The sequence below is a fragment of the Microcystis sp. T1-4 genome, assembly GCF_000297435.1.
Taxonomy (GTDB): domain Bacteria; phylum Cyanobacteriota; class Cyanobacteriia; order Cyanobacteriales; family Microcystaceae; genus Microcystis.
In genome coordinates this window covers 1-24,469 of the sequence record NZ_CAIP01000124.1, presented here as the reverse complement: position 1 = coordinate 24,469, position 24,469 = coordinate 1, and the positions used below count along the sequence as shown (strand labels likewise).

Sequence of the window (24,469 nt, the reverse complement as noted above, 5' to 3'; positions counted from 1 at the left end):
CCTTAAACTCTACTAATATGATATTCTAGCCTATCTGTAGTCACATTTTGGAGAATTGGTATTATGAATTGTTTCTCCCCACACCCCACACCCCACTATCCTATACTTTTTAAACAGGATTTAGTATGACCCTACCAGCCTAAAAATAGCAAAAAACCCGGCGGGAAAATTTCCCCACCGGGTCAAAAAGGCAAAAGTAAAGAATTATTTCTGATCAGCCTTTTTGCTTGACTTATCGCCCATTTTGTACTTACGCAAGAAGCGATCGACCCGGCCCTCGGTATCGATCATCTTCTGGGTTCCGGTATAAAAAGGATGATTACCGGACCAAACCTCCACATGAATTTCTGGTTTTGTCGAACCCACCGTCATCACCAGTTCACCATTACAGATCACCTTAGCGTCCGGATACCAAGTAGGATGAATTTTTTTCGGCATAATAAACCTCTCTATTAACCTAACGTTTCGAGTATTGAGGCGCCTTGCGCGCTTTGTGAAGACCGTATTTTTTCCGTTCCTTCGCCCGGGGATCCCGAGTCAGATAACCTTCACTCTTGAGGGGAGGACGATTTTCCGGGGCCAATTGACATAAAGCTCTAGCGACACCCAATTTCACCGCGTCCGCTTGGCCGGTCAAACCACCGCCCTCGGCCTTAACGATGATATCATACTCGTTTTCCAGTCCCAAAGTCTCCAGAGGAGCCTTAATCGTCTGGATATAGGTGGGAATGCGGTTAAAATGGGTTTCCCCATCGCGACCGTTAACGGTAATTGCCCCCGTCCCCGGCACCAGACGCACGGAAGCGACCGCCGATTTGCGTCGTCCCGTTCCCCAATAAACTACCTTATTTTTACTGTCCGTGGCTTGCATTGACTTAATTTCCTCCTGCGGGAATCGTATTAATCGCTAAAACTTCCGGTTGTTGTGCCTGATGGGGATGTTCCGCACCGGCATAAACTTTCAGTTTCGTGAACAATTTCCGACCTAAGCTATTTTTCGGGAGCATTCCCTTAACAGCGTGTTCGATAATCCGTTCGGGAATGCGTTTTTGCAGTTTATCGAAGCTTTCTACCTTCATCCCACCCGGTCTGCCGGAGTCGCGGCGATAAACTTTCTGTTGGCGTTTTTTGCCCGTCACCGTCACTTTTTCGGCGTTAATAACAATGACAAAATCCCCCGTATCCAGATGGGGGGTGAAGGTGGCTTTATTTTTGCCCCGTAGAATCATGGCGATTTCGGTGGCCAGACGACCTAGACGCTGATCGGCCGCATCGATGACGTACCATTTCTGCTCTAGAGTCTCTAAATTTGGTAGAGGTGTTTTGTTCATGGTCAGTTTGCCTTGGTTTACAAAAATAATTTTTTTTATTGCCGACCCGGGTGTTGGGGTGTTGGGGTGTTGGGGTTTTAGTTGAAATTCCCCCACTTCCCTATTCCCCATTCCCCCACTTCCCTATTCCCCTATCCCCTCTGCTCGGAAATAATAAAGAGGCTGAGTCTCGCACCAGACGCTATCGGCAAAGGGAAAATCGGCGTAACCCACCCGCAGTAAACATAGTCCTTTAGCTGGTGCGGCGTATTTGACCAATTCTCGGCGCTGATTGACCCAGATGTCGGTAAAGTTTTCTAGCGATCGCTCACCAGTTCCCACCTCCACCAACATTCCCACCAATAGGCGCACCATCCCGTACAAAAAGCCATTGGCTTGAATTTCCATCTGTACAAACGGCCCTTGACGGTAGCATTCCACCCCCTGTACTTCTACCCAAGAATGGTCACGACTAGAGTTAGCACGGTGAAAGGCGGCCAGATGGTGCTTACCCAATAGGGGAGCCAGGGCCCTGGCCATCAAATCGGCATCGAGGGGACGATGGTAGTAGTGCCAACTAAAGGGGCTAACAAAGAGATTGGGGATGGGGTCGGTATAGAGGGTGTAACGATAACGTCGCCAGAGGGCCGAGAAACGGGCGTGCCAGCGATCGGGGACTCGGGCCGAGGCCCGAATGACGATATCGTCATCTAGCCGAGCATTGAGAACCTTGGCCCAATGGGCAGGTGGGATCGGACTCTGCTGCTGGAAATGGGCAACTTGGGCGGCGGCGTGAACACCGCTATCGGTACGTCCGGCCCCGTGCAGAGTGACGGCATGACCGAGAATATCGGCCAGAGCCTTCTCGATTTCTTCCTGCACGCTCCTGTGATGGGGTTGCCGTTGCCAGCCGTGGAAATTAGTTCCCACATACTGGATAACTAGGGCGATCCGCGACTGGGGGCAAGCTGTCATCGTTACATCAGTTCGATAATCGCCATGGGGGCATTATCCCCGCGACGGCGCAGGGTACGCACCACCCTGGTATAACCGCCGTTACGACTGCCATAACGGGTCTGGGCTCCTTCAAAGAGGGCATGAACCAGTTGTTTATCGTAGATGTAGCCCATAGCTTGGCGACGGGCGCTCAGGGAACCGTCTTTAGCTAGGGTGATAATGTGGTCTACCTCTGCTCGCACCGCTTTCGCTTTCGCTAGGGTGGTGGTGATCTGACCGTGGCGAATTAGCTGGGTGGCTAAGCTGCGCAGCAGTGCCTTTCTTTGGTCAGCCGGCAGACCCAATTGAGGCACTTTACACCGATGTCTCATGGTATTTTCCTGGAATTGGGTTTACTTGCTTTTTTCTTGGGGTAGGGTGATTCCTAACCGTTTTTGTAGGGCTTCAATGACTTCTTCGGCCGATTTCTGCCCAAAGTTTTTGATTTCTAAGAGATCTTCTTGGCTGTAATCGAGGAGGTCGGCTACGGTGTTGATCTGCGCTCGCTTTAGGCAATTGTAGGCGCGCACGGATAATTGTAGTTCCTCGATCGGAATTTGGTTTTCCTGGTTGATCTCTTGGTCGTCAAAGTTACTGGAGGATTCGAGGGCGTTGAGATCCTTGAGCGGGTTAAAGAGATTAACCAGCATATCGGCCGCTTGGGAAAGGGCTTCTTTGGGGTTAATGCTCCCGTTTGTCCAAATTTCTAAGAGCAGACGATCCCTAGCTTGACCGCTTTCGGAACGGATATCTTCGACGCTGTAGTTGACTTTGGTTACGGGCATAAAAATCGAGTCGATTTGCAGAAAGTCTAGCGAAGTGGCTTCGTCTTTACTGCGATCGATCGCCCGATAGCCTTTGCCTTTTTCCACGCGAAATTCCATCTCTAGCTTCGCCCCTTCGGCCAGGGTAGCGACGTACTGATTGCGATCGACTATCTCGACTTCCGAGGGTAAATCGAATTGTGCCGCCACTACTGTCGCCGGTCCAGTTGCCACTAAACGCCCGATCTGGGTTTGATTGGTGTAACTTTTGAGGATGATTTCTTTCATGTTGAGCATGAGTTCCATCACGTCCTCCCGTACCCCCTCGACGGTGGCAAATTCGTGATTGACTCCCGCGATCCGCAGGGCCGTCACGGCCGCCCCTTCCAGATTGGAAATGAGAATCCGTCTCAGGGCATTACCTACGGTTGTACCCTGGCCCCTTTCTAGGGGTTCTAGTACAAATTTACTGTACTGACTCTGATTCTTGTAAGTTTTTGCTTCTACACACTCGATTTGAAATTGCGCCACCGATTGACCTCCCTTGTTCAGTTATCAGTTTTCAGTTATCAGTTTTCAGTTTTCTTTAGCGTTCAGCCTTTAGCGTTCGGCGTTCAGTTTTTTGAGCAGATGGTCTTTGACGACCCGATGCTGCTGCTGATGCGCGCAAAGCTAACGGCTGTCGGCCTCAAGCTCCCTGTCACCTGAAAAAGCTGTTCACTGTTTACACTCTCCGGCGTTTGGGAGGACGACAACCATTGTGGGGGATGGGGGTCACGTCCCGGATCAGGGTGATTTCTAATCCTGCTCCTTGCAGGGCCCGGATTGCGGTTTCCCGTCCTGCCCCGGGGCCGCTCACCATCACCTCTAGTTGACGCATTCCCTGTTCGATTGCTCGGCGGGCGGCGTTATCGGCGGCGGTTTGGGCGGCGAAGGGGGTTCCTTTTTTGGCTCCTTTAAAACCACTCGATCCCGCCGATGCCCAAGAGATCACATCGCCTTTGGTATCGGCGATCGTGACAATGGTATTGTTGAAGGTCGATTGAATGTGAGCGACTCCGGTAGGAATATTTTTCTTCTGTTTTTTCGGTCCGGTTTTTTTGGTTGGTCGCGCCATAGTTTTTCTTGATTGGGGGATATCGCAATGAATAAAAAATTATTTCTTGGAGGGGGCTTTTTTCTTCCCTGCCACTGTCACCCGACGACCGCGACGGGTGCGCGCATTGGTTCGCGTCCGTTGCCCGCGCACGGGTAATCCTAGCCGATGCCGACGACCTCGATAGGTGCCGATATCGGCCAGGCGTTTGATGTTCATCGCCTCCCAGCGTCTCAAATCCCCCTCGATTTGATAATTTGTCTCGATATAAGTCCGTAGCGCCGCCACGTCTTCATCGCTGAGATCCTTGACCCGAGTGTCAGGGTTAACACCCGTCGCAGATAAGACTTCTTGGGAACGCGATAGACCCACTCCGTAGAGGTAGGTCAGGGCGATTTCCACACGCTTATCGCGAGGTAGGTCTACACCAGCTATCCTTGCCACGCTTTTTCTTTCTCCCTATGAACGATTTTTTTTCCAAAAACGACTACAATTAACGGTAACGATTCTCTGCCCCAAGACAGTGACTTTGGTGGGTTAACCTTGTCTCTGCTTGTGTTTGGGGTTGGAACAAATTACCATGACTCGACCGCGCCGACGGATGACGCGGCACTTTTCGCACATTTTTTTGACAGACGCTCTAACTTTCATGCCTAACTATTCTGGCAACACTGCAAGCTTACTATTATATCAGATTTCTTTTACTCGTGTCACCTATCTTTTTAAAATAAATTTGGCTGCTTATTAGGCTTTTTGGCTTCTCTGCCCGTCTTTATCGCTATTTTTTCTGATTTTTCAGGCGATAGGTAATTCTTCCTTTGGTTAGGTCGTAGGGGGTCAGTTCCACTTTGACGCGATCGCCAGGGAGGATTTTGATATAATTACGGCGGATTTTGCCAGATATATGGGCCAAGACGTTGAAACCGTTATCTAAATCCACCCTAAACATGGCGTTGGGCAAGGATTCGGTGACGGTTCCTTCCATTTCGATGAGATCTTGTTTAGACAAAGTTAATTCCTCAATTTCACTAGAGACAATTTAATTTAATGATCGGCAGCATCAACCGTGCTTTCAGCACAATTCCCCCAGTATAGCTTATCAGTTATCAGTGATCAGTAATCAGTAATCAGATGCGAGTTTTCAGTTCACAGCAAAAAAGCTCCCCATCTTCCCACTCCCCCCGCAACGCGCACGAAGTGGTCTCCTGATTCCACTCTCCACCCCCATCTCCCCACTACTAGGCAGTATTAGGGAGTAATATTTAGATAATCAACAGCTTAACATTGCCGTCTTTTCACTGATTACTGATTACTGTTCCCTGAAAAGCTGGATTACTCGACGACAATTCGCCATTCATGGAGTTCGTATTCCACACAACCATTCTCGATTAAAGGATCGCGAACTATAATTGCTTGGGCTTCCTCAAGGGAATCGGCCTTAAATAATAACATTCCGCCGCCCCTTTCTGCCCAATAACCGGTTTTTGCTGCTCGTCCTTGGCTAATTAAATCACGCACATAGTCCTTATGGGCGCTGACATAGCGATCAAAGGTAGTTTTATCAACAATGCCTTTTTCTATCTTGACAAACCAGGGCATAAATTCTCAGGAGGCTAGGACTGATTAACAATCATATAATTATACCGATTAATCTTGACCGTCGAGGGTGCAATATAACAGAGATATACAATTAGCTAGAGTTGTGGAAGACTGCTAGAATCGATGTGACAGCTTCATTTCTGTAGCTTTGCTTGTTTCTATGAATCAACCCCAGGGATCTCTATTTTTTATCGCGCTTTTGCCGCCGCCAGAAGTACAGGAAATTGCCACAAAAATCAAGTTAGAGTTTGCAGAAATTTACAATAGTCGCGCCGCCCTGAAATCGCCTCCCCACGTCACTCTCCAACCCCCTTTCCGGTGGAATTTAGGACAATTAACGGATTTAGAAAGATGTTTAGAGGAATTTGCCCGCTTGCACTCTCCTATTCCCCTGATTCTCCGAGATTTTGCCGCCTTTAAACCGCGAGTCATTTATATTAATGTCCAGAAAACCCCAGAATTATTAACCCTGCAAAAACGGCTTTTACAGCAGCTAGAATCTTCCTTGAACATCAGCGATAATGCCTCAAAAAGCCGAGCTTTTTCGCCTCATTTAACCGTTGGCTTCCGAGATTTAACTAAAGATAATTTCTGGAAAGCTTGGTCAAAATATGCTAATCAAGAGCTATTTTTTGAGGTGATAATCGATGAAATTACCCTCCTAATCCATAACGGTAAGCACTGGGAAATTTATCGGCAATTTCCTCTATAATCCAGACCCTTGGGGGTTTCTGCGGGTGCATATCATTTTTGTAAATCTACTAAGTTGGGATTTTTAAGGGGAAACTCTCTGCTAAAATCGGGCGTTACTTTCGATTTTATCACTCAATCCAAGCTTTTGGGGGGTTCTACCCCCCAAACCCCCCGTTGGGGGCGTGGCGCCGCCCCCAAACCCCGGAGCGCATTAGTTTTTCGGTGAGATGCTTACAGACAGCTGCTGATATATCTGTAATAATTTAAAAGTCACTGATAATTGCTGATTGTCGGTATTGCTGCAAGCGCGAGATAGACCCGATTTCTAGAGAGGAAGGGGTTATAGTGCTAAAATAGGAGAGAGCAGTTTTTAAAGCTTCATTTCTGGCTTTTTTGCGATATTTTCACCTATAGAGCGATTTTATGGCGACTCCGCCGCCCTGAAACCTATGTTACTCAAAAATCCCCCGAAAATCTCCCCCAATCTGATCAAAGAGCTAGAAACGATCCTCGGTAAAGATGGAGTCATCCGTCGCAAAGATGAATTATTAACCTACGAGTGCGATGGTATCACAGGATACAGACAAAGACCCGCTCTTGTGGTACTGCCCCGCAGCACCGCAGAAATTGCGGCGGTGGTGAAACTCTGTCACGATAACGAGATTGCCTGGGTAGCAAGGGGTGCAGGTACGGGCCTATCGGGAGGGGCGTTACCCTTAGAAGAGGGGATTCTCATCGTCACGGCGCGGATGAATCAGATTCTCGGGGTTGATTTAGATAATCAAAGGGTGGTGGTGCAGCCCGGGGTGATTAATAATTGGGTGACGCAAGCGGTAAGCGGGGCGGGATTTTATTACGCACCGGATCCCTCTAGTCAAATTATCTGCTCGATCGGTGGTAATGTGGCGGAAAATTCCGGCGGGGTTCACTGTTTAAAATACGGTGTCACTACCAATCACGTTATGGGCTTAAAAATCGTCCTTCCCGATGGTTCAATTATCGATGTGGGGGGGGCAGTACCGGAACAACCGGGCTATGATTTAACCGGTTTATTTGTGGGTTCCGAGGGAACTTTAGGCATCGCCACGGAAATCACCCTAAGAATCCTGAAAACTCCGGAATCTATCTGTGTTTTACTGGCTGATTTTACCAGTATCGAGGCGGCGGGCCGAGCGGTGGCGGATATTATTAAATCGGGAATGATTCCGGCGGGGATGGAGATTATGGATAATCTCAGTATCAACGCCGTGGAAGATGTGGTAGCTACCGGCTGTTATCCCCGGGATGCCGAGTCAGTTTTATTAGTGGAATTGGATGGTTTAGGGGTAGAAGTCGCCAGGAATAAACATCGGGTTGCCGAGATTTGCCGTCAAAATGGGGCGAGAAACATCACCACGGCTAATGATGCCGAAACCCGCTTAAAACTCTGGAAGGGCAGAAAAGCGGCTTTTGCGGCGGCGGGGAAAATTAGCCCTAATTATTTTGTGCAAGATGGGGTGATTCCCCGCACTCAATTGGTCTATGTTCTTCAGGAAATTAAGGCTTTAAGTGAAAAATATGGCTATAAAATCGCCAATGTTTTCCACGCCGGGGATGGCAATTTACACCCGTTGATTCTCTACGATAACAAGGTGGAGGGTGCCTGGGAAGAAGTGGAGGAATTAGGCGGTGAAATTCTCAAACTTTGTGTGCGGGTTGGCGGCAGTTTATCGGGGGAACACGGTATCGGCATCGATAAAAATTGTTATATGCCCGCCATGTTCAACGAGATTGACTTAGAAACTATGGGCTATGTGCGGGACTGTTTTAATCCCAAAGGTTTAGCTAACCCGGGAAAATTATTCCCCACCCCGCGCAGCTGTGGGGAAGCCGCTAATGCCAAAATACAAGGCTTTGCGGGGGTGGATGTGTTTTAGGTTATCGGCAAGTATTGACTGATTACTGATTACAGTCCACCTTGGGTCATGAGGGCAGATTGATATTAGAGGGGAAAACTGGGACTTGTCTTTCCAGAAAACGCTGGGTGACTAATTCTCGGAAAATCTCTAGATCTTTTTGCCATTGTCCCAGATATTGTTTGAGCAGATTTAATCGATTGCTGCCCTCGGCCAGATTATAGTTAAAGTTACCGGCAAATAACAATGCTCCCAAAGTTTTGCCATCGGGTAATTGCAATTTTGCCTCGTTAATCGCCACGGATAGCTGAGAGGTTTCTAACTGATAAAGTAGATTTATGCTGGCTTGTAGGGGGGCTGTGCCGAAATTGTGCCAGGGACCGGGGGCCAGAAGGGTTTCGGTGATATATTTTTTAGCGGCATCGGGGCTACTAGGGAGAGGAACAATGCTTTTCGGGGCGATACTCAGGGCTTGATATTCGGCCAAAGGGAGTTTATCTAGATATAAACCAACAATTTCTGGCAGTTTCAGGTTCAGGCTATCGGGAGAGTTAATTATCTCCACAAAGGTAATTTTCCGAGGTTGGGCGACGATGCTGATACCATTTTGAAAATTAACTTGAGCGTAATTAGGATTGAGTGCCGGCTGGCCATTTAATTCCCAGTCGGGGGGAACTATTCCCGAATATTTGAGGAAATCAACCGTTAGCATGGCGGGATTGAGGCTTTTGGCGGTAATTGCCATGGAAAGTTCTTGTATTTCCCGCAAACTAACGAGAGGTTGATTGGAATTATTGTCAGTCGTGGCAGTCATGAATTTTCTCCTTGGATATTTAAGTTTTATCTTTAGGGCTACAGCTAAATTATTCCGGGTCTCGGTGGCCTAGTCACTAATCAAGCCATTCCAGATAAGTAGGGTTTGCGGCAAAAAGTTTTTTCTGGGTGTAGGGTGTAGGGTGTAGGGTGTAGGGTGTAGGGTTTTACAGATTTTCATCTGGTCAATTATCTAATTTTCAGGGAAAAAGTACCTGAATTTTCCCCCCAATCACTCCAAGGGTCGGCACTTTTTGATGGGCAAAAGGTCTAAAAGTTTTACCCAACAAGGTTTTCACATTTATTCAGCAAACCCTAAGTATTACTCAATTCTTTCACAGCTAATTCATAGAACCTCTGACCGTGTTCGGGAGTCGCTAAAGCAGGATTGGACCCCATACGACCATCGGGGTAATTTTGGCGAAAATTAGCCGCACCGTAAATATCATGACCAGAAGCCACTTTTTCGGATAAAAAGGCGTTTTTAAGGCTCTCATGGTAAAGATACTGAGTTAACGCCACTTCGCTCGGTGTAGCGTGGGAACCCTCCTGCTCGACCTGCAATTCTTTGGCTAAAAGATAAACTTCTCGCACCATAAACCAATTGGCCACTTGACATTTAACCTCGTTTGTGTTAGGCAAATTGAGGGAATCCAAATGATAATAGGTTTCCGAAAAAGCGGCTTTTAGGGTGGCAATATTGCCCCCATGACCATTAATAAAGAAAAATCGACGAAAACCGGCTCTAGCTAAACAAGTCACATAGTCGAGGATGACTTGAATCAAAGTGCTGGGACGAAGGCTAATCGTACCTGGAAAAGCCGTATGATGTAGGGCCATACCCACATTTAAGGTGGGTGCTACCATTGCTCCTACCCGTGTCCCTACTCCTTTAGCGATCGCCTCTGCACACAGAGCATCTGTACCAATCAGTCCCGTCGGCCCGTGTTGTTCCGTGGAACCAATGGGAATAATAATTCCCTGAGATTGTTCTAGATAGGATTCCACCTCTAACCAGGTAGATAACTGTAATAACATTCGGCTCTACCCCCAAAACGATTGCCAGTTGACAAATTGAGATAAAATCAAGATGAATAATCAAGTATTTTTATGTTAACCCTTGACAACCCCCCCTTGTCGGCGAGTACGGATTTCGTTCCCAATCATCGGATTTTAATCGTTGAAGATGAAGAAGTGATTCGGGATATGATTATTTTGGCTTTGGAAGAAGAAGGTTACGAGGCGCTCGGTGTTAGTGATGGTCGCGCTGCCCTAGAATTACTGCAAAGTCAGGAATCCAATCACGGTCAGTCTCGGTTTGATTTGGTCGTTTTGGACTTAATGCTACCCCAAATCAACGGTCTTGATATCTGCCGTCTGTTGCGCTATCACGGCAATATTATCCCGATTTTAATCTTAAGTGCTAAGGCCAGCGAAACCGATCGAGTTTTGGGTTTAGAAGTGGGTGCTGATGATTATCTGACTAAACCTTTTAGTATGCGAGAATTAGTCGCTCGTTGTCGCGCTCTCATTCGTCGTCAAGGATTTACTTCTCTAGCAGCTGCTCCCGTGCGGAAATTCCGCGATGTTTTTCTCTATACCCAAGAATGTCGGGTGACAGTGCGAGATGAAGAAATTAACCTTTCTCCTAAAGAATTCCGTCTCCTCGACCTATTTATGAGTTATCCGCGCCGAGTTTGGTCAAGAGAGCAGTTAATTGAACAAATTTGGGGACCAGATTTTTTAGGAGACACCAAAACCGTCGATGTTCACATTCGCTGGTTACGCGAAAAACTAGAAATCGATCCCAGTCAACCGGAATACCTGATTACTGTACGCGGTTTCGGTTATCGTTTTGGCTAGGTGAGCGATTATATTTTCCCGATTAGCGATCGCCGCTCGCGCAGACAATGACTATTTTCGCTTTTATTTTGGGAGTAGTTTTAGGTTTGAGTATTTGTTACTGGCAAGTCTCACGCTTAAATAGAGAGTTAAAGCGAACCCTGAGCGCTCTCTCGGATTCAGCGGATTTGTCGGCTTCTTTTCCCGTTACCTCCCTAGTGCGTCGAGAATTACAGTTTCTCTCCCAAAGTCTGCAAGAGCGAGAAAAGAGCTTAGAAATTCAGAAATCCTTGCTAGAAATAGCGCCGATCGCCTATCTTCATGTGGATGCCGATAATCAACTGCTCTGGTGTAATCAACAGGCAATAACCCTCTTAAAACTCGATCGCTGGCAGCCAGATCAGGTACGTCTGCTGCTAGAATTGGTGCGCTCCTACGAATTAGATCAATTAATTCAAGAAACTCGCCAAAAACAGAGTCCACAGGTGCAAACTTGGACTTTTTACCCGACTAATTATCCTGTCACCCCTATTAGCGATCGCCAAGTGATTGCTCCTAAATCGATTGCCTTGAAGGGTTACGGTTATCCCTTGCCAGAAGGTCAAATCGCTGTATTTATCGAAAATAGACAGCCTTTAGTGGAATTATCGCAAAATCGCGAGCGAGCTTTCTCTGACTTAACTCACGAGTTACGCACTCCCTTAACCTCCATTTCTCTCCTTACCGAAGCTTTACAAAAACGCCTCCAAGCTCCCGAAAGACGCTGGTTAGAACAAATGGGGAAAGAAGTGGAGCGTTTGAGTCAATTAGTCTGCGATTGGCTAGAAATCAGTGAATTACAAGCGGATGCGGGGCGATCTTTACAATACCAGATAATTAATCTAGAGGAATTAATCAGCGCTGCTTGGCAGACTGTCACCCCAATAGCCGCCCAAAAACAGATTAGCTTAGATTATTCCTCTCCGGTGGATTGGACGCTGGAAGTGGATCATTCTCGTCTGCTGCAAGTTTTCCTGAATCTCTTTGATAATGCCATTAAGTATAGTCCCGATCAGGGGAAAATTCGCCTAGAAATTCGGGAAATATCCGATACTATCGGGGAAAAATGGCTGAAAATTGACGTTATCGACAGCGGGAAAGGATTTAACGAAGCGGATCTCCCCTACGTTTTTGATCGCCTCTTTCGCGGTGATCCTTCCCGCACCCGTCAAAAACAAGGCACAAAGGATTATAGTACCGGTTTAGGTTTATCGATTGCCAAAGAGATTATTCAAGCCCATGGCGGTTCGATCGTCGCTCAAAATGATCCTAACACCGGCGGCGCTCGCCTACAAGTCACTCTCCCCCGTCAAAAAAATTAGGTGGGAATTATGAATTATGAATTATGAATTATGAATTGGGGAGAGGGGAGAAAAAAATCTGTCAAGTTCTCTAGACAACCGTGTAAAATCGAAAATTTTCTTGTTATGACTGTAGAGAAAGAGTAGTTTTATGTTAAGCGAATCTGACCGTGAGCCTATCCAAAGAAACCAATCATCGCGATCGCACCTATTTCGCTCTTCGCTCGGGAGCATCTCACCTTTGCAATGAGCATAAATACTTAGTGGAAAAATAGGCTTTTCGAGGGTAATTCTTGTTTTAATTCTCCATGTACGCAGTCTTTAAAAGCCTCTATTTCGTTCCAAGACACGATTAAGAGTGGCTTTTAGGCTAAGTATAATTACTTATCGCGTAAGTGAGATGCTCCCTTTCGCTCGTTCTCTCCAGCGATATGAATTATGAATTATGAATTATGAATTATGAATTGGGGAGAGGGGAGAAAAAAATCTGTCAAGTTCTCTAGACAACCGTGTAAAATCTAAAATTTTCTTGTTATGACTGTAGAGAAAGAGTAGTTTTATGTTAAGCGAATCCGACCGTGAGCCTATCCAAAGAAACCAATCATCGCGATCGCACCTATTTCGCTCGTTCTCTCCAGCGATTGGAACAGGATGTGCTGAGAATGGGAACCTTGGTCGAAGAATCCTTTCGTCTTAGCCATCAATCCCTTTTTGCTAGGGATTTGGAAATGGCGAAAAAAATCCCCCCCCTTGACAAGGAAATCGATCGCTACTATCGTCAAATCGAGTTAGATTGTGCCACTCTCATGACTCTACAGGCTCCCGTAGCCCAAGATTTGCGGCTTTTAAGTGCTTTTATGCAATTAGTGCGCGATTTGGAACGGATCGGCGATTATGCCAAGGATTTAGCCGAAATAGCGCTCAAGTTATTCGCCTATACTCCCCACGATTGTATGAGTGAGATCGAGGCCATGTCCCACCATGCTCAGTATATGTTAGCCACGAGCCTGGTCGCCCTGGCTGACCTCGATCAAGAAGCTGGTCCAAAGGTCAAAGAGCTAGATAATACGGTCGATCGAGCCTATGACTATCTTTACCACACTCTCGCCCATCAAAGAGATATTAAGGGTGTGGTGGAACCGATCCTGCTGATGGCTTTACTAATCCGTCATCTAGAACGTATGGCCGATCATGCCACCAATATCGCCCAAAGGGTATCCTACATCGTTACTGGACAGAGAGGCTGAGGGTGCGGGGTCCTGAGTTGATTTCCCCCGAACTCTGGCCCGCGCTTTTAGCGTTTACGACTCAGGGGGTTAAAAATTTCACTTAACCCCTCTCCCAAGAGAGATAAACCCACCACCATCGTGGTCATCGCTAATCCGGGAAATAAAGTGGTCCACCAGATACCCGTAGATAAATCCGCCAAAGCTTCCTTGAGATCATGACCCCATTCCGGCACTTCTTCTGGTAATCCTAAGCCTAAAAAGCCTAAACCGCCTAAAACCAAGATCGCATCCGCCGCGTTGAGGGTAAAAAGAACCGGGACACTCTGGACGACATTAAAGAAAAGATATTTTGATAGTATCCGGCTAGGACTAGCGCCGATCGCTCGGGCCGCTTCGATAAATAACTCATTTTTAACGCTGGCGGTTTGATTTCTGACCACGCGAAAATATTGGGGAATATAGGCAATGCTAACAGCGATGGCGACATTGACGATACCACGACCCAAAACGAAAGCGAGAGCCACCGATAATAATAACCCCGGCAAGGTGTAGAGGGTATCCATGAGAAAGAGGAGAACGCGATCGATCTTACCCCCCAAATAACCGCTAATTAACCCTAAAGGAACCCCGATGACTAAAGATAATCCTGTGGCCAAAAATACCACGGACAAGGCCGCCCGGGCCCCGAATAGGGTGCGGGAAAAGACATCATAACCGCGCACATTCGTCCCGAACCAATGGGCAAAACTGGGGGCTTGTAGGGGATAATTGCTTAAAATGTCGGTTGGATCCTGAACCAGGCCGATCGCTTGCAGAAGGGGCGAAAACAGGGCAATCAGGATAAAAATAATTGTCAATACCAACCCAACCCCTAGGAGTTTAGTGGTTAGGTTGGGTTTCAGAAAAGGAGCGATCGGCAATTTAACAGGAGTCATCGGCAAAATTTAGCCATTGCATAGAACGCTAATTGTAGAAGACAAGGCTAACCTGAGACAAGAGCAGCATCTTTTCAGACAGCTGGGGCCGAAACGACCATAAACCAGAGCAAGACTGCTAAAGCTAAAACAGTTAGTTTAATCAGGATATAAAGCAGTCCGTTGGGATAAAGGAGATCGTGAAACATATTGCCTCCTCGGGAGAGAGTAGCGATTGTCCCCCTCTATCTTTGATCTTAAGTCTTTCTCTGTTCACCTGACCCACAACTTAACAAAACGTGCGATTATAGGGAAAAAGATTTTTTTACTAGCTATGGCACTACTGACCACAGGAAAACCATTTATTCGCGATCTGGAACAATACGGTGCTTTAGGGGTTTACGCACCCTTAGAAGGGGGTTACGAGGGACGCTATCAAAGACGTTTGCGGGCCACTGGTTACAATGTCCTGCATATCACCGCTAGAGGTCTGGGGGATTTAAGTGCCTATCTTACCGGCATTCATGGAGTCCGTCCCCCCCATTTAGGTAAAAAAAATATTGGTCGGGAAGCAGCCGTGGGACCGGTTTATTTTATTCCTCCCATTGCTACCTATCAATTGGAAAATTTACCACCCAAATCTAAAGGTTTAGTGATTTGGATTATTGAAAGTTTTGTTTTATCCTCGGAAGAAAAACAATACTTAATTAGTCTTAGTCAACAGGAACCCCGGTTAAAATTTGTCCTCGAATTGGGTGGGGAAAGATATTTCCGTTGGCAACCTTTGAGCAAATCTTTAATCGCTGCCTAAATTACCGAAATAACAGGGTTATTGAAATATCTCATCCTCAAACCCTCTCCCCAGAGAGGGAAACTTCAATTCTTGAGAGTTTGTTGTTCCTTTCTCACCCTTTGGTGGCTATTCATTTTTAGAACTGATATTATCTCAAGATATAGCTAGAATCCCCTAGATTCCCAGCGCTGAAAGCGCCAAGGCTTTAACCAATAGGCTTTTATCTGTCTATTTCCTTCTTTCCAAGTGCATTGAATCTGAGAATTAGCAGGATTCGCACCACATTGGGGCTGAAGATTCAAAATACTAGAGATTTCCCTAGTATTAATCTGAGGATCGGAAACAAAACTTTTTTCGGCAATTCTTCTCTCCACTGCCACCTTATTAGTGGGAGTCAGATGGAAATAATCAGACTGGGTAAGCAAAATCGAAGATAATAGAGTTTCAAACATTGTGATTAATCGCAACATCAGAGATAAAACCAATAGATATCTCCAAAGTTTATAACCGACATTCCGCAAATCTTCACATACTTTTATATATTTTTACATTCCCCAAGATGTTTTATTGTTCTTCGATTCCCCAGTGCGGTTACTCAGGGCTAACACTCCGAGCTTAATCGGTACAAAAGAACTGATAATTGCGGCTGGCAACCCTGGCTAAAAACTGTCTTAATTTCGCCAGTTGGCCTAGGTGAATTTGCAATAATATGGGATATCGTTGCCGCAAAAAACCTAGGAGTTAAATCGTGACAGTTAGAGTTCGTATTGCCCCCAGTCCCACGGGAAATTTACACATTGGAACCGCACGCACAGCCGTGTTTAACTGGCTTTTTGCCCATCATCACCGGGGTAAATTTATCTTGCGCGTGGAAGATACAGATTTAGAACGTTCTCGACCAGAATATACGGAAAATATTCAAGCGGGCCTACAATGGTTAGGACTGAATTGGGATGAAGGTCCTTTTTTTCAAACTCAACGCCTTAATTATTATCGTCAGGCTATTCAAACCCTGCTCGATCGAGGTTTAGCCTATCGTTGTTATTGTACCCCGGAAGAATTGGAAAAAATGCGGGAAGAACAAAAAGCCCGCAATCTTGCCCCCCGTTACGATAATCGTCATCGTTATCTCACCCCCGAACAACAAGCTCAATTCGAGCAAGGGGGGAGAAAAGCAGTAATTCGTTTTATTATTGACGATGATCGAGAAATTATTTGGCAGGATTTAATCCGGGAAAAAGTTATCTGGAAAGGTAGTGATTTGGGGGGGGATATGGTGATCGCTCGTACCTCGGAAAATGCCGAGGAAAACTTCGGTCAGCCTCTCTATAATTTAGCGGTAGTTGTTGATGATATCGATATGGAAATTACCCATGTTATTCGTGGGGAAGATCACATCGCTAATACGGCTAAACAAATTCTTTTATACGAAGCTTTGGGGGCAAAAGTGCCTGAGTTTGCCCACACTCCTTTGATCTTAAATCAGGAGGGTCGTAAGTTATCTAAACGGGATGGAGTCACTTCGATCGATGATTTCCGAAAACTGGGTTTTTTGCCGCAAGCTTTGGTTAATTACATGACTCTCCTCGGTTGGACTCCTCCCGATTCCACTGAAGAAATTTTTACCCTTGAAGCGGCCGCTGAAGTGTTTAGTTTAGAACGGGTAAATAAAGCGGGGGCAAAATTTGACTGGACTAAATTAGATTGGATTAATAGTCAATATCTCCATCGTTTAACCGGTGAGGAATTAGTGCCTTTACTTCTCCCCTACTGGCAAGAAGCAGGGTATAATTTTGCTGCTGAAACCGATCGAGCTTGGTTGATCGGTTTGGCTACTCTCATCGGTCCGAGTTTAACTCGTTTAAGCGATGCTGTTGCTGAAAGTCGCTTACTTTTAACCCCTCTGGCTAATTATAATCAGGAGGCTTTAAGTCAATTACAATTAGAGGGAGTTAAGGATATTATCAAGGATATTCTCGCCGCTATTACTCCCGATTTGACTGGAGAAGTTGCTAAGGGAATTGTGGAGACCACAACTAAAGCCCATCGGGTTAAAAAAGGTCTGGTGATGAAGTCTCTACGCGCCGCTTTGATGGGGGAGTTACACGGTCCGGATTTAATGCAGTCTTGGCTACTTCTCAATCAAAAAGGTTGGGATCTATCCCGTCTTCAGCAAGCAGTAAATAGTTAAATTGATTGGCTATCAGTTATCAGAAAATTTTCTGTATATTAGGGTTGACAAATGCCCTAAGATTGCTATATACTTTCTAGTATAATGGGGATCCGTGTCGCCCTGCATACCCTGCTAGGGGGACTGAGGGGACGGGGGTGAATTTTTCCCCTAGCTGTCAGGGACGATCTAGAAACTTTCTTAATTTTCAGGCATTATCCGCAACTTTTCCCTAAATATAGATTTGTTGATCTCCTGACAAAAACCTATGGGTGAAAAAAAACGAATTGGAATTCTCACCAGTGGTGGCGACTGTGCGGGTTTAAATGCCGCCATTCGTGCCGTTGTCCACCATGCCAGTGGCAATTATGGCTGGGAAGTGGTGGGTATTCGAGAAGCAACGAACGGATTAGTTAACCGTCCCCCCAAAACCACTATCTTTGACATTGAAGGAGTCGATCGCCTGTTGGTGATGGGAGGAACAATTCTCGGTACTACCAATAAGGGGGATCCCTTTGCTTTCCCGATGCCGGATGGAACCCTGATCGATCGCTCTCAGGACATCATCGACGGCTATCATAGTCTGGGACTGGATGCCCTGATCGGCATCGGTGGCGATGGTAGTCTGGCGATTTTGCGCCGTATTGCCCAACAGGGAGGCATTAATCTGATCGGTATCCCCAAAACCATCGATAATGATGTGGGAGCTACAGAAGTCTCCATTGGCTTCGATACAGCTACTAATATCGCCACAGAAGCCCTCGATCGCCTCCATTTTACCGCCGCTAGTCATAACCGGGTGATGATTCTAGAAGTTATGGGTAGAGATGCCGGCCATATCGCCCTGGCTGCCGGTATTGCGGGGGGGGCTCATATCATTCTCATTCCCGAAATTCCCTACCGATTAGAGAAGATCTGCGAGAAGATCCGGCAACGGCAGCGTCTGGATAAACAGTTTTCTCTGATTATTGTCTCCGAGGCTGTGCGTACCGAAACTGGCAATCGCCTAGTGCAAAAGGAAGCCCTAGGGGAAGATCGTCTCGGGGGTATCGGTCGCTATTTAGCGGAAGAAGTTGCCAGGGAAACTGGGGCCGAAACGAGAGTGACTTTCCTGGGCCACATTCAACGGGGGGGTATTCCTTCTCCGATCGATCGCTTACTGGGGGCGGCTTTTGGCGTGGCGGCCGTGGATTTGATCGCTCGGGAAGAATTCGATCGCATGGTGGCCTGGCAAAATCGGCAAGTGGTCAGTGTTCCCATTGAGGAGGCGATTAAAACCTATCGCGTCGTCGATCCCGAAGAAACTTTAGTCAAAACCGCCAGGGGTTTGGGTATTTGTCTAGGGGATTGAGATTAAATCTAGGGGAATCGGTGCGAGAATTAACCCTTAAGTATCGCCCTTTCCCCACCGATTAAAATTACCAATCAAATAAAGATAAACTCTGATAATTATTTTTCGGCAATTTCGCCAGTAAACCTAAATGATTAATAGTTCAGTTGATGTAGCAGAAAGATTGTTAGAAATCAACAATCTCGATCGAGAATTATTTAATTATTTTCAAGACAAATTACTTGATTCTGAGCAATTATCTCGTACCCTAGTGAGTTTTCAAGGTAATAAGAACCAACCGGTTTATCGCTGGTATAAATATAAAGAGGGTTTTTCCGTTGATCTGATAGTTTATCTCCTAGAAAAATATGGTATCAAACAAGGAAAAATACTAGACCCTTTCGCCGGCAGCGGAACAACTTTATTTGCGGCGGCGGCCAGGGGTTTATCAGCAGATGGAATAGAACTATTGCCGATTGGACAAGAATTAATTATTACTAGACAAATTTTAGAAAATGGCTTAAATAGTGATGATATACATCGTCTAGAGTACTGGTCTAACCATAGCCTTTGGCAACAGGTAGATGACAAAGTTAAGTTATTAGAATTACCAATTACTCAAGGAGCATATCCCCAAGAAAATCAGGCTTGTATAGAAAGTTACTTAGGGTTGATTGCCCAAGAGAATGAGCAAGTGCAAGCGATCTTAAAATTTGCCTTACTTTCTATTCTCGAATCAATTAGCTATACTAGAAAAGATGGTCAATACCTCCGTTGGGATTATCGTTCTGGTAAACAACAGGGTAAAAATATATTTGACAAAGGAAAAATTTTAGACTTTAAAATTGCCCTACATAGCAAGTTACGAGAAATTCTCGCAGATTTAGAGCCTAGTCAGCAACAATTGGAACTTTTTTCTAGAGATTATCCTCGGGGAAAAATTCAACTATATCAAGGTTCTTGTCTTGAGATTTTGCCAGAGATTTCGTCAGAAAAATACGATTCTATTATTACTTCTCCTCCTTATTGTAATCGCTATGATTATACTCGTATCTACGCTTTGGAATTGGCTCTGTTGGGAATAGATCAACTACAATTAAAACAATTACGTCAACAAATGCTTAGTTGCACTGTTGAAAATAAACCCAAAGAGTTACTAAAAATCAATGAACATTGGTCGCCAGCCATTGCCATAACTGATCGTCAAAAATTATTAGAAAGTATCCTAGGTTATTTAGAGGAATTAAAATCAAGCAAGGCCTTAAATAACCATGGTATTCCTCGGATGATTAGAGGGTATTTTCTGGAAATGTCTTGTCTAATTTATGAATGCTTTCGGGTTATGAAATCCTCGGGTATTTTCTGTATGATTAATGATAACGTGCGCTATGCGGGGGCTAGTATTTCTGTAGATTGAATTTTGTCAAAAATTGCCGAAGAAATTGGATTTAAAGTAGAAAATATTTTAGTAGTTCCTCAGGGAAAAGGTAATAGTAGTCAGCAAATGGGATGTCATGGTAGAGAATCTTTAAGAAAATGTATTTATGTGTGGAGAAAGCCTTAATGGAAAAACCCTATCTCTTGCATTTAAACCAAAGTTGTGATTTGGAGACTACCTATGAAGCTATCCGTTCAGGATTTATTGCTCTAGCCTTAGAAAAAAATCAGAGAGCTACTCCTTTAATTGCAGAAGCAAGAACCTTAAAAATTATTGCCCAAACCGTAAACAATCCTAGAGAGTTACTAAACATCCCAGATATTCAAGCGGCTTTATTAACTGCATCGGGAATTTCTGATAAGGCTAAAAATTATTTACATTCCCAAGATAAGGTAGAAGCAATTCAAGAATTAATTGTCAATTTTCTGGAACCTGCGGGGACTAATTTTGTCGAGGAGTTAGTCTATAGATTTCTATTGATTCGGGGTGACACTTTAGGAAGAATCATGAGAAACGCGGGTGGCTCCTTAGCTCAAAGTAAATTTACTCGTTCTCTATTAGCAACTTTAAGAGTAGCAGGGATTGCTTATGATTGGCTCAATTCTAGTAATAATCAATGGAGAGAAGCTGAAGAAATGACACCTAATCTAGAAATCTTGGTTAGAGGTGTTAGCTGGTTAAATAACAGCCAACCAAGAACAATAATTTATAATGTCAACGTTCCCATTGTTAATAACAACAATATTGATTTGTGCCTTTTAAAATGTGATTCGACGCAATTAGCTAATCAAAAAATCAAAAAACAAACCTTACAATCTGCTGATTTATACATTGCTTTGGGAGAATTGAAAGGTGGGATTGATCCCGCAGGATCAGATGAACATTGGAAAACTGCTCGTACTGCTTTGCAGAGAATTGATGATGCTTTTAGAAAAATCTCTAAGCATCCTTATACTTTTTTTATCGGCGCTGCTATTGAAACAAAAATGGCTAGGGAAATTTATCAGCAATTAGAGACGAAAAAACTCACCAATGCCGCTAACTTAACCAATGATAATCAACTGGTTTCAATTATGCGTTGGCTATGCCATCTTTAACCTAGTTAACAGCTAGAAAATTACCCCTCAAATAAAGTCCAGTTGGGTGGGTTAGGCACAGCCTAATCCACCCCAATTCTGATTGGATGGGAAGAAGAATTAACCAGCCTAATCTTTGTGTCCTTTGTGTCTTTGTGGTTATTTTCTGCGATCGCTTATTGATTTTGCCTCAATCTTTGTCCCACTATTTGTGATAGCATATAGTTAGACTTCGACCATTTGGGAGAGGCAAACTATGATAGATTATAATTTAGACGCGGCGCATAGCATTCTCTATATGCAACCTAAATCTGCACTTGCGGCGGAAGATTTTGTCAAGATTGCGGAGGCAGTGGATCCCCACATTGAAGCCACTGGCGGCCTTGCTGGCGTAATCATCGAAGTACCTACTTTCACCGGCTGGGAGAGTTTTGGTGCCTTGATTGCTCATTTCCGGCTGATACGCGACCATCACAAGTACGTCAGTAAAGTTGCCGTGGTGACTGATTCCACTCTGGTTAAACTGATTGAAAGTCTGGCTTCCCACTTTGTCGCCGCTGAAGTCAGGCAGTTCCCATGGGGGGAAACTGAGGTGGCGAACCAATGGCTCTTGGGTGGCTCCTGATTCCCTTGCAGTAAAATAGACATCTCCAGCAATTAACCTCAATCTGGCCTGAATTTTGGAGATGTCTAATACAGGTTTAGACCGATGGAGAGAGAAACGGAATCAAGAAAGAGCAAGGGTTCTCCTGTCCATTGACCAACTCTCTCAACAGCTAAAAAAGCAGCAAGAAAGAATCGCTCAACTCGAAGCCGAACTTAGAAAACAAAAAAGCCCACAGGCCGACCCAAGATAGGGGCCAGTCAACTCAACGAAAAAAAACCCAAGTCACAAGGGCAAAGAAAACGGCCAGGCTCGGCCAAGAAAAGCAAAAAAGCCAGCTTTGAAATCGAAGCAGAAAAAATCATCCAACCCGCATAAATCCCCGCCAAAGCCAAATTCAACGGCAATAAAAAGCGAATTCTTAAAAAATATGATTAATACTAAATCCAGTTATTAAAAACTGATTATTTATTTCCCCTTTTGCCTCTTGCCGGTTGCATGAGTGCCTCTCCTCTATAAGTAGCCTATACTCAACGGATTTAGTATAATATAGCAGTTTTTATCAGAATGAGGTATAGGCAAGGGGCTTAAACCCCTTGTTGGCAAAACTTGTCGATACCTCAGTAACGTGAAAAGTGCTATAATAACTTCTGCTGCTCACCTATATGTGAGAGAAAGTCACAGATAGGAGATGCACCTAATCTGATCACCGATTACTGATAATTGTCTATTCTCAAGATTAGGATTTGTTTAAGGGATTGAGAGTAAGACAAGTTTTAATTAATTCCTCCACTCCCAGGACTGGATAAATAGGGACTCCTAACTGATTAATAACAGTTTCTAGGGTGATATCATCTAAAAATACCGCTTCCCCATGCTTGAGCATGAGGGAGGGTAATAAAACCCCATCCCCAAGATTTTTACCTTGTAATCCCTTGAGAATATCTTGCCCGGTTAATAAACCCGTAACCGTGATTTCCTGCCCCCAATAATCACTATTTAAAGCCACTAATTCCACGGTTAAACCCCGCACCTTATTTAACTGTTTAACTAGGGGTTTAAAAGCTTGTTCTACCGCATTGCCCACTAGCCATATTAACCGTCTAGAGGGGGTAATTTGAGCAGGTAATAACTTCTTAGCTGTCTTCTGGAAATCCCTAATAAATTGACGAATCGAGCCAACCCCGTTACCGATTTGGGGATAGTCTTCGTAGTGAGATTGAGGGGGTAAATCGACTCGGGCAATTAAAAACCATTCATCGGCTAACCAGACCACATTACTGCCAAATTCTTGACGAAATTTTTTCTGTAAAGTTTGGACTTGTTCGATTACTTCTCGCGCTTTTTCTTGGCTAACGGGAATTAATTCATCTTCTTGGGGACGAAAGCGGGTTAATCCCACGGGAACTACGGCAATCGACTCCACACAGGGAATATCTCCCCGATGAAAAGAAACCAGATCTAACAGGGTTCTTTCGAGATGAATTCCATCATTAATATTGGGACAAACTACCACTTGGGCGTGAATTTGTAATTGTCTGGCTTGTAGCCATTTTAAATGGTCTACAATTTGACCAGCGCGGGGATTTTTTAAGAGACGAATCCTCAGATCGGGTTCCGTGGCATGAACGGACACAAAAAGCGGTGAGATTCGCATCTTTTCGATCCGTTGCCATTCTTTTGAGGTGAGATTAGTTAAGGTTAAATAACTGCCATAGAGAAAACTTAGGCGATAGTCATCATCTTTATAGTATAAAGTTTCTCTTTTGCCCTCTGGTTGTTGGTCAATAAAGCAAAAAGGACATTTATTATTGCACTGAATTAAGCCATCAAAAAGGGCAGTTTCAAACTCTAAACCTAAGTCTTCATGATAATCTTTTTCTATTTTTACTTGGTGAGTTTTGCCCTGACTATCAAGCACTTCTAGGGTTAAAAATTCATCGGCACATAAAAATTGATAATCGATTAAGTCCCGGGGACGATTACCATTAATAGAGACGAGCGCATCCCCGATTTCAAAACCCACCTCGGCGGCGATCGAATCTGGGATGACACCACTAATTTTAGCTGGACGAATAGTTAATTCACTCATGTTTTTAGGTTGCCATCCAATTATTTAACTGCATTTCCCAGAGAGTCTTCGGCTGCGTTTTTATATTTGTCAAGTTAATTCTACAGCAGCTTAGGGCGATCGCTGTTAGGGATTGGGGCAAAAACCAAAAAGTTTAGCAGCCCCTCCTAAAATGGCCACAACCAGAGCGATGAGAATCCCCCAATTGGTAAATTCCTGATAGGCGACTCTTGCAGTTAACCCTTTAATTTCTGTGGTTAGTCGCTCATCTAAGGCTTTAATCTCCCCTTTGAGTTCGACTTGTCCTATTTCCACTTTCGTCAACCGTTCTTCTATCTTATCAAATCTCTTATCTACCTTATCGGCTCTTCTCGACTTTGTGTGATAATTTTTGCTTATGGAATCGTGAAATGCTTACTAGGCAACACTTTTAGGACTATTTTATGGAAAAACCCATCAGTATAGACCTCATTTCCACACAGAAACCAGAAGAGCC

Annotated in this window: 30 protein-coding genes; 13 read left to right on the top strand and 17 right to left on the bottom strand. The window is 44.9% G+C overall.

Features of this window, described 5'->3' with window-relative positions; all coding sequences use genetic code 11:
- Nucleotides 1–204 precede the first annotated feature (204 nt).
- The 11 genes from rpmE to MICAI_RS07245 form a co-directional block, all read right to left on the bottom strand.
- Nucleotides 205–438, bottom strand: coding sequence for a 50S ribosomal protein L31 (rpmE, locus tag MICAI_RS07290; RefSeq protein ID WP_008199752.1), 234 nt, complete (start codon nt 436–438; stop codon nt 205–207).
- 19 nt (nt 439–457) lie between these two features.
- Complete coding sequence (rpsI, locus tag MICAI_RS07285; protein WP_002737094.1) at nt 458–871, bottom strand: 30S ribosomal protein S9; 414 nt, start codon at nt 869–871, stop codon at nt 458–460.
- 4 nt (nt 872–875) lie between these two features.
- Nucleotides 876–1,331, bottom strand: a complete 456-nt coding sequence (rplM, locus tag MICAI_RS07280) for a 50S ribosomal protein L13 (protein ID WP_002735375.1) — start codon at nt 1,329–1,331, stop codon at nt 876–878.
- 123 nt (nt 1,332–1,454) lie between these two features.
- Complete coding sequence (gene truA / locus MICAI_RS07275) at nt 1,455–2,285, bottom strand: tRNA pseudouridine(38-40) synthase TruA (protein ID WP_008199747.1); 831 nt, start codon at nt 2,283–2,285, stop codon at nt 1,455–1,457.
- Nucleotides 2,286–2,287: 2 nt separating this feature from the next.
- Complete coding sequence (gene rplQ / locus MICAI_RS07270; RefSeq protein ID WP_002736334.1) at nt 2,288–2,638, bottom strand: 50S ribosomal protein L17; 351 nt, start codon at nt 2,636–2,638, stop codon at nt 2,288–2,290.
- A gap of 21 nt (nt 2,639–2,659) precedes the next feature.
- Nucleotides 2,660–3,601, bottom strand: a complete 942-nt coding sequence (locus tag MICAI_RS07265) for a DNA-directed RNA polymerase subunit alpha (protein ID WP_008199744.1) — start codon at nt 3,599–3,601, stop codon at nt 2,660–2,662.
- A gap of 193 nt (nt 3,602–3,794) precedes the next feature.
- Nucleotides 3,795–4,187, bottom strand: a complete 393-nt coding sequence (gene rpsK, locus MICAI_RS07260; RefSeq protein WP_002735413.1) for a 30S ribosomal protein S11 — start codon at nt 4,185–4,187, stop codon at nt 3,795–3,797.
- A 39-nt stretch (nt 4,188–4,226) separates the two neighbouring features.
- The gene (rpsM, locus tag MICAI_RS07255) at nt 4,227–4,610 is read right to left on the bottom strand and encodes a 30S ribosomal protein S13 (protein ID WP_002735415.1); all 384 of its coding nucleotides are present in this window, start codon (nt 4,608–4,610) and stop codon (nt 4,227–4,229) included.
- 93 nt (nt 4,611–4,703) lie between these two features.
- Complete coding sequence (rpmJ, locus tag MICAI_RS23390; RefSeq protein WP_012593611.1) at nt 4,704–4,817, bottom strand: 50S ribosomal protein L36; 114 nt, start codon at nt 4,815–4,817, stop codon at nt 4,704–4,706.
- A 127-nt stretch (nt 4,818–4,944) separates the two neighbouring features.
- On the bottom strand, nt 4,945–5,175 hold the full coding sequence (infA, locus tag MICAI_RS07250; protein WP_002737109.1) for a translation initiation factor IF-1: 231 nt from the start codon (nt 5,173–5,175) through the stop codon (nt 4,945–4,947).
- Between the two features lie 323 nt (nt 5,176–5,498).
- Nucleotides 5,499–5,765: a YciI family protein gene (locus MICAI_RS07245; protein WP_002736524.1), complete on the bottom strand. Its 267-nt coding sequence runs from the start codon at nt 5,763–5,765 to the stop codon at nt 5,499–5,501.
- A 160-nt stretch (nt 5,766–5,925) separates the two neighbouring features.
- On the opposite strand from MICAI_RS07245, the gene MICAI_RS07240 reads away from it, so the two are divergent.
- Both MICAI_RS07240 and glcD read left to right on the top strand, forming a co-directional pair.
- Nucleotides 5,926–6,477: a 2'-5' RNA ligase family protein gene (locus tag MICAI_RS07240; protein ID WP_008199737.1), complete on the top strand. Its 552-nt coding sequence runs from the start codon at nt 5,926–5,928 to the stop codon at nt 6,475–6,477.
- A 430-nt stretch (nt 6,478–6,907) separates the two neighbouring features.
- On the top strand, nt 6,908–8,374 hold the full coding sequence (gene glcD / locus MICAI_RS07230; protein WP_008199735.1) for a glycolate oxidase subunit GlcD: 1,467 nt from the start codon (nt 6,908–6,910) through the stop codon (nt 8,372–8,374).
- Nucleotides 8,375–8,420: 46 nt separating this feature from the next.
- Here the strand turns inward: glcD and MICAI_RS07225 are convergent, their stop codons facing one another.
- Both MICAI_RS07225 and MICAI_RS07220 read right to left on the bottom strand, forming a co-directional pair.
- On the bottom strand, nt 8,421–9,167 hold the full coding sequence (locus MICAI_RS07225; protein ID WP_008199733.1) for a hypothetical protein: 747 nt from the start codon (nt 9,165–9,167) through the stop codon (nt 8,421–8,423).
- A gap of 314 nt (nt 9,168–9,481) precedes the next feature.
- On the bottom strand, nt 9,482–10,204 hold the full coding sequence (locus MICAI_RS07220; RefSeq protein WP_008199731.1) for a creatininase family protein: 723 nt from the start codon (nt 10,202–10,204) through the stop codon (nt 9,482–9,484).
- A gap of 72 nt (nt 10,205–10,276) precedes the next feature.
- On the opposite strand from MICAI_RS07220, the gene MICAI_RS07215 reads away from it, so the two are divergent.
- The 3 genes from MICAI_RS07215 (at nt 10,277) to phoU (ending at nt 13,595) form a co-directional block, all read left to right on the top strand.
- Nucleotides 10,277–11,029, top strand: a complete 753-nt coding sequence (locus MICAI_RS07215; protein WP_008199730.1) for a response regulator transcription factor — start codon at nt 10,277–10,279, stop codon at nt 11,027–11,029.
- Between the two features lie 47 nt (nt 11,030–11,076).
- Complete coding sequence (locus tag MICAI_RS07210; RefSeq protein ID WP_008199727.1) at nt 11,077–12,369, top strand: sensor histidine kinase; 1,293 nt, start codon at nt 11,077–11,079, stop codon at nt 12,367–12,369.
- Nucleotides 12,370–12,926: 557 nt separating this feature from the next.
- Nucleotides 12,927–13,595, top strand: coding sequence for a phosphate signaling complex protein PhoU (gene phoU, locus MICAI_RS07205; protein WP_002776122.1), 669 nt, complete (start codon nt 12,927–12,929; stop codon nt 13,593–13,595).
- A gap of 47 nt (nt 13,596–13,642) precedes the next feature.
- Here the strand turns inward: phoU and MICAI_RS07200 are convergent, their stop codons facing one another.
- A complete protein-coding gene (locus MICAI_RS07200; RefSeq protein WP_008199722.1) occupies nt 13,643–14,512 on the bottom strand; it encodes an ABC transporter permease in 870 nt (289 codons plus the stop codon).
- A gap of 313 nt (nt 14,513–14,825) precedes the next feature.
- Between MICAI_RS07200 and MICAI_RS07190 the strand changes: the two genes are divergently transcribed.
- Complete coding sequence (locus MICAI_RS07190) at nt 14,826–15,302, top strand: NAD(P)H-quinone oxidoreductase subunit N (RefSeq protein ID WP_008199720.1); 477 nt, start codon at nt 14,826–14,828, stop codon at nt 15,300–15,302.
- Nucleotides 15,303–15,448: 146 nt separating this feature from the next.
- On the opposite strand, the gene MICAI_RS07185 is transcribed toward MICAI_RS07190, so the two are convergent.
- Nucleotides 15,449–15,736: a hypothetical protein gene (locus MICAI_RS07185; protein ID WP_039899772.1), complete on the bottom strand. Its 288-nt coding sequence runs from the start codon at nt 15,734–15,736 to the stop codon at nt 15,449–15,451.
- A 296-nt stretch (nt 15,737–16,032) separates the two neighbouring features.
- On the opposite strand from MICAI_RS07185, the gene gltX reads away from it, so the two are divergent.
- From gltX to MICAI_RS25770, 7 genes are all read left to right on the top strand, one after another.
- Entirely contained in the window at nt 16,033–17,475 is a 1,443-nt protein-coding gene (gltX, locus tag MICAI_RS07180) for a glutamate--tRNA ligase (protein WP_008199717.1), read from the top strand.
- A gap of 247 nt (nt 17,476–17,722) precedes the next feature.
- Nucleotides 17,723–18,805, top strand: a complete 1,083-nt coding sequence (locus tag MICAI_RS07175) for an ATP-dependent 6-phosphofructokinase (RefSeq protein ID WP_008199715.1) — start codon at nt 17,723–17,725, stop codon at nt 18,803–18,805.
- A 130-nt stretch (nt 18,806–18,935) separates the two neighbouring features.
- Entirely contained in the window at nt 18,936–20,201 is a 1,266-nt protein-coding gene (locus MICAI_RS07170; RefSeq protein WP_008199712.1) for a modification methylase, read from the top strand.
- Nucleotides 20,202–20,204: 3 nt separating this feature from the next.
- Complete coding sequence (locus MICAI_RS26945) at nt 20,205–20,348, top strand: hypothetical protein (RefSeq protein ID WP_008199710.1); 144 nt, start codon at nt 20,205–20,207, stop codon at nt 20,346–20,348.
- On the top strand, nt 20,321–21,319 hold the full coding sequence (locus MICAI_RS07165) for an AvaI/BsoBI family type II restriction endonuclease (RefSeq protein WP_008199709.1): 999 nt from the start codon (nt 20,321–20,323) through the stop codon (nt 21,317–21,319). The genes MICAI_RS26945 and MICAI_RS07165 overlap by 28 nt, the downstream gene beginning before the upstream one ends.
- A gap of 235 nt (nt 21,320–21,554) precedes the next feature.
- Nucleotides 21,555–21,923, top strand: coding sequence for a SpoIIAA family protein (locus tag MICAI_RS07160; RefSeq protein WP_008199706.1), 369 nt, complete (start codon nt 21,555–21,557; stop codon nt 21,921–21,923).
- 61 nt (nt 21,924–21,984) lie between these two features.
- The gene (locus tag MICAI_RS25770; RefSeq protein ID WP_157221736.1) at nt 21,985–22,155 is read left to right on the top strand and encodes a hypothetical protein; all 171 of its coding nucleotides are present in this window, start codon (nt 21,985–21,987) and stop codon (nt 22,153–22,155) included.
- Between the two features lie 486 nt (nt 22,156–22,641).
- On the opposite strand, the gene MICAI_RS07155 is transcribed toward MICAI_RS25770, so the two are convergent.
- Both MICAI_RS07155 and MICAI_RS07150 read right to left on the bottom strand, forming a co-directional pair.
- Nucleotides 22,642–23,994 (bottom strand): TIGR03279 family radical SAM protein, encoded by a 1,353-nt coding sequence (locus MICAI_RS07155; protein WP_008199704.1) that lies wholly within the window; start codon nt 23,992–23,994, stop codon nt 22,642–22,644.
- Between the two features lie 105 nt (nt 23,995–24,099).
- Entirely contained in the window at nt 24,100–24,372 is a 273-nt protein-coding gene (locus tag MICAI_RS07150) for a hypothetical protein (protein ID WP_039899771.1), read from the bottom strand.
- Nucleotides 24,373–24,469 lie beyond the last annotated feature (97 nt).